This is a genomic window from Thiomonas sp. TH-17 (assembly GCF_057473305.1).
The window spans coordinates 1-8800 of sequence record NZ_JBYCKI010000220.1; the positions used below are offsets into that span (position 1 = coordinate 1).

Annotated in this window: 11 protein-coding genes and 1 pseudogene; 7 read left to right on the plus strand and 5 right to left on the minus strand. The window is 58.1% G+C overall.

Annotation, left to right across the window (positions count from 1 at the left end; translation table 11 throughout):
• Both AC2VLV_RS13205 and AC2VLV_RS13210 read right to left on the minus strand, forming a co-directional pair.
• The coding region (locus tag AC2VLV_RS13205) for an acyl-homoserine-lactone synthase (protein ID WP_486990429.1) at nt 1-517 on the minus strand (517 nt) is incomplete at its 3' end.
• An 82-nt stretch (nt 518-599) separates the two neighbouring features.
• On the minus strand, nt 600-1037 hold the full coding sequence (locus AC2VLV_RS13210) for a DUF4902 domain-containing protein (protein ID WP_486990430.1): 438 nt from the start codon (nt 1035-1037) through the stop codon (nt 600-602).
• Nucleotides 1038-1105: 68 nt separating this feature from the next.
• On the opposite strand from AC2VLV_RS13210, the gene AC2VLV_RS13215 reads away from it, so the two are divergent.
• The 4 genes from AC2VLV_RS13215 to AC2VLV_RS13230 all read left to right on the plus strand — a co-directional run bounded on the left by AC2VLV_RS13215 (nt 1106) and on the right by AC2VLV_RS13230 (nt 4854).
• Nucleotides 1106-1858, plus strand: coding sequence for an autoinducer binding domain-containing protein (locus AC2VLV_RS13215; RefSeq protein WP_486990431.1), 753 nt, complete (start codon nt 1106-1108; stop codon nt 1856-1858).
• Nucleotides 1859-2379: 521 nt separating this feature from the next.
• Nucleotides 2380-3597 carry a nucleoside 2-deoxyribosyltransferase gene (locus AC2VLV_RS13220; RefSeq protein ID WP_482678074.1) on the plus strand — a complete coding sequence of 406 codons (1218 nt, stop codon included), beginning with the start codon at nt 2380-2382 and terminating at the stop codon, nt 3595-3597.
• Nucleotides 3594-4202, plus strand: coding sequence for a 7-cyano-7-deazaguanine synthase (locus AC2VLV_RS13225; RefSeq protein WP_482678075.1), 609 nt, complete (start codon nt 3594-3596; stop codon nt 4200-4202). The genes AC2VLV_RS13220 and AC2VLV_RS13225 overlap by 4 nt, the downstream gene beginning before the upstream one ends.
• Entirely contained in the window at nt 4192-4854 is a 663-nt protein-coding gene (locus AC2VLV_RS13230) for a nitroreductase family protein (RefSeq protein ID WP_482678076.1), read from the plus strand. Before AC2VLV_RS13225 ends, AC2VLV_RS13230 begins: the two co-directional genes overlap by 11 nt.
• Nucleotides 4855-4887: 33 nt before the next feature.
• Here the strand turns inward: AC2VLV_RS13230 and AC2VLV_RS13235 are convergent, their stop codons facing one another.
• The 3 genes from AC2VLV_RS13235 to AC2VLV_RS13245 all read right to left on the minus strand — a co-directional run bounded on the left by AC2VLV_RS13235 (nt 4888) and on the right by AC2VLV_RS13245 (nt 7126).
• Entirely contained in the window at nt 4888-5724 is an 837-nt protein-coding gene (locus AC2VLV_RS13235; protein ID WP_482678077.1) for an 8-oxoguanine DNA glycosylase, read from the minus strand.
• A complete protein-coding gene (locus tag AC2VLV_RS13240; RefSeq protein WP_482678078.1) occupies nt 5721-6419 on the minus strand; it encodes a DNA adenine methylase in 699 nt (232 codons plus the stop codon). The genes AC2VLV_RS13235 and AC2VLV_RS13240 overlap by 4 nt, the downstream gene beginning before the upstream one ends.
• Before the next feature lie 119 nt (nt 6420-6538).
• On the minus strand, nt 6539-7126 hold the full coding sequence (locus AC2VLV_RS13245) for a recombinase family protein (RefSeq protein WP_482678079.1): 588 nt from the start codon (nt 7124-7126) through the stop codon (nt 6539-6541).
• Nucleotides 7127-7351: 225 nt separating this feature from the next.
• On the opposite strand from AC2VLV_RS13245, the gene AC2VLV_RS13250 reads away from it, so the two are divergent.
• The 3 genes and pseudogenes from AC2VLV_RS13250 to AC2VLV_RS13260 form a co-directional block, all read left to right on the plus strand.
• A complete protein-coding gene (locus AC2VLV_RS13250; RefSeq protein ID WP_486990432.1) occupies nt 7352-7603 on the plus strand; it encodes a PepSY domain-containing protein in 252 nt (83 codons plus the stop codon).
• 112 nt (nt 7604-7715) lie between these two features.
• Nucleotides 7716-8411: a hypothetical protein gene (locus AC2VLV_RS13255; protein ID WP_486990433.1), complete on the plus strand. Its 696-nt coding sequence runs from the start codon at nt 7716-7718 to the stop codon at nt 8409-8411.
• Between the two features lie 55 nt (nt 8412-8466).
• Nucleotides 8467-8800: pseudogene (locus tag AC2VLV_RS13260) on the plus strand (hypothetical protein); the annotation flags it as partial.

Consider the following 8800-nt stretch of genomic DNA (forward strand, 5'->3'; position numbering starts at 1 on the left):
CATCAATAATCATGGGCGGCCCCGCACGGTGCGCTTGAAAGCCAGCCCTGCGCAGCAACCTCTCCACACCGATATTCGTCACCATAATCAGTCGCTTGGCCCCTTGTTCCGCCGCACAGGAAATCGACGCGCGCATCAATGCAATCGCTGCTTCTGAGGACATCTTTCCCAACGCTGACGTGGTCTGACTGTTGAAATCTGTGGCCGCAAATCGCGACAACTCCCAGACATCGGGGGATGCAGGTGGCGCAAAGCCATTGAGTAGTTGCGGGAACACCTCGCCCAGGAGGTAGGGTCGGGTGGTGGGCAGCAGTCGGGCGCAGCCGCAAATTTGACCCTGAGCATCCCGACCAACAACGTAGACGGTATCCGGGCGATCGAACTGGTCGGCTTCAATGCCCTCCCGAGTGGGCACGTCCCAGCCGAGCTTCTCCACAAACACCCGATGACGATAGCGCCCGACGCTGGCATGCAAGCCCTGCTGAAGTTGCGCCGAGGATCCTGACACGATCTGCATACCACCTCCCATTGGCATCCATCCTTGGGGGGTATTCCACCTGCGCCAAAGCGGGCGCGTAACTGTCAGATCTGACAGGCCATCAGGCGTAACGTGAACGAATATGCTGTTCGACCGCCGCTTGCCAAGACCAGGTTGAAATCAGCATACCCAGCGCGGCATCGGTCCTGCGTCGGCCCAGATCGCGGTGCTGAGCATCCACGATCATCACATTGCTTCGGGGTTCGCCGATAGGGGTGTAGACGGGCGGCATCGCAGAGACATCCAGCCACCAGTCCCAACCCAGGGTGATGGCCGGGGATGTCGTACTCAGCCATTCGGTATAACCGGAGATCGGGTCCAGACTGGCAGCCTCACAGATGGGTGGTGATCCATCATGTTCATCCAGGCCAGACAGCAGATGGGTAAAGGGTATCGTCCTGAGGGTTTCAAGGGTGAGACGGATCAGGCCGTCATCTGACAGGGTCATCATTGACGCTTGGAAAAATGCAAGGCCGTCATTCGTGGTCGGGTGCATCATGTTGGTCGTCCTCAATGAATTGCAGAGGACACGTTACATGAAGACACAATGCAGGAATAGTGTCAAATATGACAGTCCGCCACAAGTACTGTCCGCAGGAGAAGGCCGTGAAGGGATGGCAAGAACACCAACTCCATGCGCTGCAGACGGCCACGTGTGACGCGCAGTTGTTCGAACTCGTCGTCTCGATCGTCCATGACCTCGGATTCGACCATTGCTCCTATGGGCTACGCATGCCGCTGCCGGTCTCCCAGCCCAGGGTGGTGTTGCTGACCAATTATCCGCGTGCGTGGGAAGAACGGTACAAGGAGAGGGGATACATTGCGGTTGACCCCACGGTCCGCCATGGTACGCATTCCCTGCAGCCCGTCATCTGGTCAGACGCGTTCTTCGCCTCGAGTCGCGATCTCTGGGAAGAGGCCCGTTCGTTCGGTTTGTGTGTCGGCTGGGCGCAATCCGGCCGGGATGTGAACAGCACCATGGGCCTGTTGTCGGTGTCACGATCGGGGGAGCCAATTTCCGAGATCGAATTGCGCGACAAGGAGATCAAGCTAGCTTGGCTGACGCAGATGGTGCATCTCGGTATGTCGCGCATTCTCTCGGCCAAGCTGATGCCCGAAGCGGAAGTCCAACTCACCGATCGGGAGATCGAGGTGCTGCGCTGGACGGCGGATGGCAAGACGGCGTCGGAGATCGCCGACATCCTCAACATCTCCGAGCGCACGGCGAATTTTCACATTGCCAACGTGATCACCAAGCTGAATGCGCCGAACAAGACCGCTGCGGTCATTCGGGCGGGAATGCTGGGGATGCTGAGTTGACAGGGCCACCGTGCCTGGAGCAAATCTCAGTAACAACATGGGCAGTGGTCTCGGAACCTTCCAGATGCATCTTGTCCTCCCTGTCAAGATTGACAGGTTTCTGCATCATATTGCCCAAATACCATGCAGGCATTCACGGCGTGGACCGAGCAATCTATGCTGATTCCCCAATCCATGTAATTCAAGGAGGCAAACATGTCTGGGAGCGGTGGAGGAGGCGGAGGCGGAGGTGTTGGCGACCCCCAGCCTCTTTGCAGCGAACTGAAGTTCACTATCCTTGTTTCCAGCCCGCAACCGGCAGCAGTAGCTGCATTAGAGCTGGGGAGTGTGCTCATGATCGATGTGGCACAGCAAGGTATTCAGATGGTCGTGAGAGTACTGCACAACGGCACGTTGGTCGGTGGGCTCGCTGGCCCTGATGCGGCACGCCTTCGTAACTGCATCGAGGGCGGGCACGTCTATGAGGCTGAGGTGCTCTCGATCAACGGGGGCCAGGTTCGGGTAGAAGTTGGGCACATCGGATGACGCTGCATGTTGTCGGAGGCGTGTACCGCGAGTATTGCGTTCATCCGCGATGGAATACGATCTTCGGCTCTGGTGGACGGGCCGCACTCGCCATTGCGACCTTGGATACGCCGGTTGTCCTGCACTCGTACATGAGCGACGAAGCGCAGGCGGCAATGAACGAGCAAGGCGCGTGGCTAAAGTCGTTTCAAACGCGCCCAACTGCAGTGCCAGATATGGTTGGTTTCACCTACTTGCACGACCTGGCGACACCTCAGATTCACCACGTCCCGAACCGTCCTTTCGCATCAATCGAGGTAAACGAGGATAAAGTGGTGCGCTTTGGCATGCTCGAAGGAGATGCGGTGGTTCACGCCCGCTGGGCGGTCTACGACCCGCAGAATGCGCACGCGAGCCAGCCCTTTCGAGCGAACGGCTCCACGGCTGATCACCTAGCGTTGGTCCTGAACAACTTCGAGGCTGGTCGGATGGCCGGCATGACAGATCAACCACCATCGGTTACCGCGCCAGCCTTGGCGCAACAGCAGGGCGCTGAAGTCGTGGTGGTCAAGATGGGGCCGGAAGGTGCGTTTGTCTGGACCGCCCAGGGCACGGATCGAGTGTCGGCCTACCGGACGAACCGTGTGTGGAAAGTAGGTTCGGGTGATTGCTTCGTCGCGCACTTTGCGAACGCATGGATGCATGAAGGAAAATCACCGCGCGACGCCGCCGAGATCGCCTCCCGAGCAACCAGTTATTACTGTGAAACGCAAGGCTTCCCAAGTACTCAACTCTTCACCAGCCATAGCTTCCAGCCCTTAAAGTTATCGACAGACTATGACGACGGCATCCGGCGCCGGGTTTACCTCGCCGGGCCGTTCTTCGATCTGGCGCAGGTCTGGATGGTCGAACAGGCACGCAACAACTTGCACGAAATGGGATTGCGAGTTTTTTCTCCCTACCATGATGTAGGTCTAGGCAGTGCGGATGACGTCGTCGCTCAGGATTTACAAGCGATCGTGGATTGTGATCTGATGTTAGCTATCACCGATGGGCTTGACGCCGGTACGGTGTATGAGATCGGCTATGCGCGAGCATTGAATAAGCCGGTCATCGTCTATAGCGAACGCCACAAAGGCGAGAGCCTGAAAATGATGGAGGGCTCGGGGTGCACGCTTTGCGATAACTACACCACGGCGCTTTACACCACTTTGTGGGAGGCGGTGAAACTGTGAAGACCGGCCTCCTGCTGTCAGGCGGAATGGACTCGATCGCCATCGCTTGGTGGAAACGCCCTCAATGGGCAGTGACGATCGACTACGGCCAGAAGGCCGCATCTGCCGAAATGCTTGCCGCCGCCCACGTCTGCCGTGAACTCGGTATTGCACATGAAATCATCAAGTTGGACTGCAGCTCGCTTGGTTCCGGTGACATGGTGCACAAGGCGGTCGATGCACACGGCAGCGCTTCCGACTGGTGGCCTTATCGCAATCAATTGCTTATCACGTTGGCCAGCATGCGAGCGATCGCTCGGGAGGTGCGGGCGCTTTACATCGGCACTGTTAAATCCGATGGTGATAGCCACCGCGACGGAATGCCAGAATTCGTCAACCGCATAGATGGCTTGATGGAGTTCCAGGAAGGTGCTCTGCGGGTGATTGCTCCGGCCATTGACTTCACCACTGCCGATCTCATCCGGATGGCGGGCGTGCCAGCCAGCCTGCTTGCATGGTCGCACAGTTGCCACAAGGCGCACATCGCTTGTGGCGACTGCCGAGGGTGCAATAAATACCTTGCCACCTATGCGGAGCTGGGTACAGAGTACAGCGGTGCTGCTTGATCCTGTGCCCCGTTCGCTGCCATTGCGCTATGAGCCTTACGTCTGGCCGGATGGGGCCAGAACGCCGCTCGTGCCACGCGCGCAGCCTTTGGAGATTGAGCTTGCGGCGCTTTTGGATCAACGCCAGACCCGCCGGACATTCGAGACGTCTATTGATGAATTGACTCTGGGCGAGTTCTTGTGGCTCGCATGCCGCAATCGCAGTTCAAGGCCAAGCGCCTTCGGGCCAGACCAGGAGTCGCGGGTTCATCCCTCGGCCGGAGCGATGCATCCGATCCACGTGCTGCTTGCACGGGAAGCTGGCCCGTGGTTCCGCTACGACCCGCTCGAACATGCGCTCATCGAGCTGCTGGACTCAGAGCTAAGCGTAGCGGCCAGTCGTAAAGCTGCCGATTCGTTGGTTGAGCTCGCCAACGGATTGCTGATTGGGTTGGTGGCTGAGTCCGGCAAGACCGCTGCAAAATATGAACATCATGCGACCCTAGTTTGGCGTGATGCTGGTGTAGTGCTTGGTTATATGTCGATAGTGGCCGAGGCCATTGGGGTCGCATTTTGCCCACTGGGTATCACTGGCCGACCATATTTGACAGCACAATTGCCGAACGCTTCTGCCTTGCAGGCAGTGGGCCTTGCCGTCATGGGTAGGGCCTGACTTGAAGCGAGTGCACGTGCCCGTCAGGCTGCATCAGATCAGATGCAGTTCATGCTGGAGGTTGGCCCCCCGCGATCGCCAGCATGAACTGTTCGACAGGGATTCCAGATGTTCGATCACAGCGCGTGCCGCTTTCGGTGACGAGGCCATCTCATACCAGATCACTGCATCGAGTTCTGAGGTTCGAACATCTAAAGCCTCGCTGAACTGAAGGAACAGGGCTTCCAATTGGGAGTAGTGACGCTCTACAGTGAGTTCGCGAGGGAATAGGCCCAGCACCTGGCCAATGCGCATGATGTGAATATCCAGGATCGCTACGTCGTCGGCGTCCTTGCAGTTGCGGGCGATCCATGAGGCTGTCTTGGGCCCTACACCAGGGAGTTGCATGAGCCAGTCACGCAATTGCCGTCCTGTTTCGAAGGTGGGCGGCGCCTGGACTTTGGGTAGTGCGGCCGCGAGGAAGCGTGCCTTCTGCGCAGCGAAGCGGTAGCGCACCGAACGCGTGCCTTTATGCGACACAATCTGTAAAGGCTCCTTCAACCATTCCTCGATCGTCGTCTGCGAAGGGGGGAATGAACCGAAGGCGCCGCGCTCGTGAAGCCGCCTGTATGCGGCCAGCCCGACCGTAGCCGGGATGCCATGGCCACCCAGCAGGCAGGCGGCAACTTCTTCTGCCAGTGTGCGGCCAAGCTTGTAGTCTGCCGGTCGACCTGCGAGGCGCCGCGCCACGACTTGAAATTGCCAATAGGCGGGCGTCGGGAACACGTCGAATGCGCCCCAAGGTACTCTGCCCATGAGCGGCTCATCAGGAGGTGGCATCTCCACTTGGATGACGCCGGTGCGGGTGAGGAGGCTGGCTGTCTGTGTCATGGTCTGTTGCTCTGGTTGCGGGCGGCATGCAATGGATAGGTTTCGCTGAGCCATTGAGTGAACGCTGCGCGCTCGACGGGATTCATGCGGATGAACTTCTCCTGCAGACGCTGTAAGCGGCGCTTGGTTGTCTGCCGATCTCGGAAGTTCTCGCCGACGAAGCGGCTGTCATGCAATACTTTTGGCGGGTCGAAGTTGAACCACAGCGTTTCTTCACGGAGATCGATGTGGGTTTTTGCAGTGAATGTCCGGGTTCGCCATCCCTGCAGCCGTTCTCTGTAGAGTTCGTTGGCATAGCCGGAGAGGATGACTCTGCAGGGCAGCGAAGTGAGCAGTGTCAGCAACTGTGCATGGTCTTCGACGGCATAGTCGTGCCTGTAGACCCTGGCCTGTCGACGCGTTTCAGGGTGGTAAGGCGGGTCGGCGTAAATCACCTCGTCACCCTGGAACGGGTATTGGGTGAGGAAGTGTTCGGCGCGCTCGCAGCGCAGCTCGACTTCGAGCGCGCGGCCCTGACTCTGCGACCAAGCACTGATCACCTGCTTGTCTATGTCGATTCCGATACTGTGGGATGCCGGTCGCTTGTGACGCATCACCGCCCCGCCACCTAAGTGTGTCTCGATGTAGACACGATGTGGTGGCATCAGGTTGATGACGTGCTGGAAGGTCTTACCCTTCCCTCCGGGATAGCGCATAGGTACGAATCATCGTCAGAACTGACGATGATGTCAATGGGCCTATCCGGGTGGGGACGCCAGTCAACAGCAGGGACGCTGTTTGACACTTGTAGTTCGCTTGTCGAGTCTGTGTTGGGTCAGCATGCAAGCGCGGCGGTCGAATTCGCCGGATGCCCCGCCGCCTCCAGCGCCTTGTTGAGGGTGACCCGCGAGACCTTGAAGTGCTTGGCCACCTCGGTCTTGGTCATGTAGGGATCGTGCAGCATGGCGGCAGCTTTGCGTACGTCTTCGGCACTTAGCTTGAACTTGCGCCCGCCCTTGCGTCCACGGGCGCGGGCGGCGGACAGTCCCGCCAGGGTGCGCTCGCGGATGAGGCTGTGCTCGAACTCGGCCAGGGCGCCGAAGACGTGGAAAATCAGCTTGCCGCCAGCACTCGCAGTGTCGATGCTCTCGGTCAGCGATCGGAACGCCACGCCGCGCTGCTCCAGATCGTGGATGATCTCCACTAGGTGCTTGAGCGAGCGCCCTAGGCGGTCGAGCTTCCACACCACCAGGATGTCGCCCTTGCGCAGGGTGCGTAGGCAAGCGACCAGTTCAGGGCGATCGGCGAGCTTGCCGGTCATCTTCTCCTGGAAGACCTGCTCGCACCCCGCCGCCTTCAGCGCATCGAGCTGAAAGTCGGGATGTTGGTCTTGCGTGGAGACGCGGGCGTAGCCGATGAGCATTCAAACGTACCTTGCGTGAACGTTGAATACTTTACGGGTTGTTTGGCGCGAAGGCAATCGGAACCGGGGGATTCTTGTGTCATTTTCAGAAGACCGCTGCACCAATTGTCAGAACTTGATTGCACTACATCGGCGAGAGCAAAACCGTCCCGGCTCAGTACGAGCTAAGTCTGCCTGCGTAGCTTCTCCACTGTGCAAATCCCTGCACTCTTCTGGAGAAGCATCATGTACCGCTACACCAAACTTTCCTTGCTGGCCATCGCCATCGCCGCAACCGGCGCGGTCGCCTACGCCGCCAAGGGCGGAATCGAAAACGACGCCCAGGCGATTGCCAAGGCCAAGATCCCGCTCACCCAGGCTGTGACCGTTGCCGAGCAGCACGCCAACGGCAAGGCGTCACGCGCCGAATACGAGAACTCGAAGCAGGGCTGGGTGTCATTTCCAGAAGACGACTGCACCACCTGTCATCTGTACTGAAGCTCTAGAAAGTTGGAGCCGGGAACGCAGGAGAAGCTCACATCATCCAATGTCAGGTAAGGCGTAAAACGCTCCTTACTTACCAACCAACAGACATTGACTGGAGAGCATCATGCATGTCACCCCCATCCTGAAAGCCCGTATCGCCACGGTCGCCTGTTTGGCCACATTTGCCGTAGCCTCCCCGCAGGTGGCTAGTGCCCACAATGGCGTTGATCACGCAAAAGCAAGTCACGCAGGGGTTACCGTCTCCAATGGGGTGCGCACGGCCAGCATGAGCCAGCTGTACTCGGGAATGCAGACACTTTGGGCACAGCATATGGAATGGACCTATGCGGCAGTAACTGCCTATGTCTCCAATCCGGCAGCCTTTGATGCCACGGCCGCACGCCTGCTGAAGAACCAGGAAGATATTGGTAACGCCATCAAACCGTATTACGGTGAAGCCGCAGGCAATGCCCTGACCAAGCTGCTCAAGGAGCATATCGGTGCAGCTGTTGAAGTTGTCAAATACGCCAAAGCAGGCAACAAGGCTGAGTTGGATAAGGCGATCGCTGCCGCCTACAGCAATGCACAGGAAATTGCCGATTTTCTTGCCAAAGCCAACAAGAACTGGCCGCAGGATGTAGTTCGTTCGATGATGAAGGGACATATCGACACCACACTGGTTTACGCCACCGCTGTGATCCAAGGCGATTACGCCAAGGGTATTTCCGAATACGGTAGTGCCGAGACTCACATGCTGGAAATGGCTGATGCCCTGAGTAGTGGTCTTATCGCGGCGTTTCCCGAAAAATTCCGCAAGTAATACATAAAGCTCACATGAAATGACGAGGGGCCGTGCCCCTCGTCGGAGGACTAACATGTTGATGGACCTTGACGCTGGTGATGTAGTGACGGCATCCAAAGAAACAACTTCAGGGCGCATTACGAAGCGCCTTGCTCAAGCGGGACAGCGCTTTCACGCCAACGATAACATCTCTGCATTTATTCGCGAAGGCGAACTGGATGCTCTGCGCAATGAAGTTGAGCACGAGTTGCAAGGGGTTCTGCGCGCTTTGGTGATTGACACGCGCCACGACCATAACACCGCTGATACAGCTAACAGGCTGCTGAAATACTTCCGTCTGCAGTCCACGGCACCGGCGTGTGAGCCGTTATGCAGTGAGCCCCCTCAGATCTACTGGAGACCCGAGC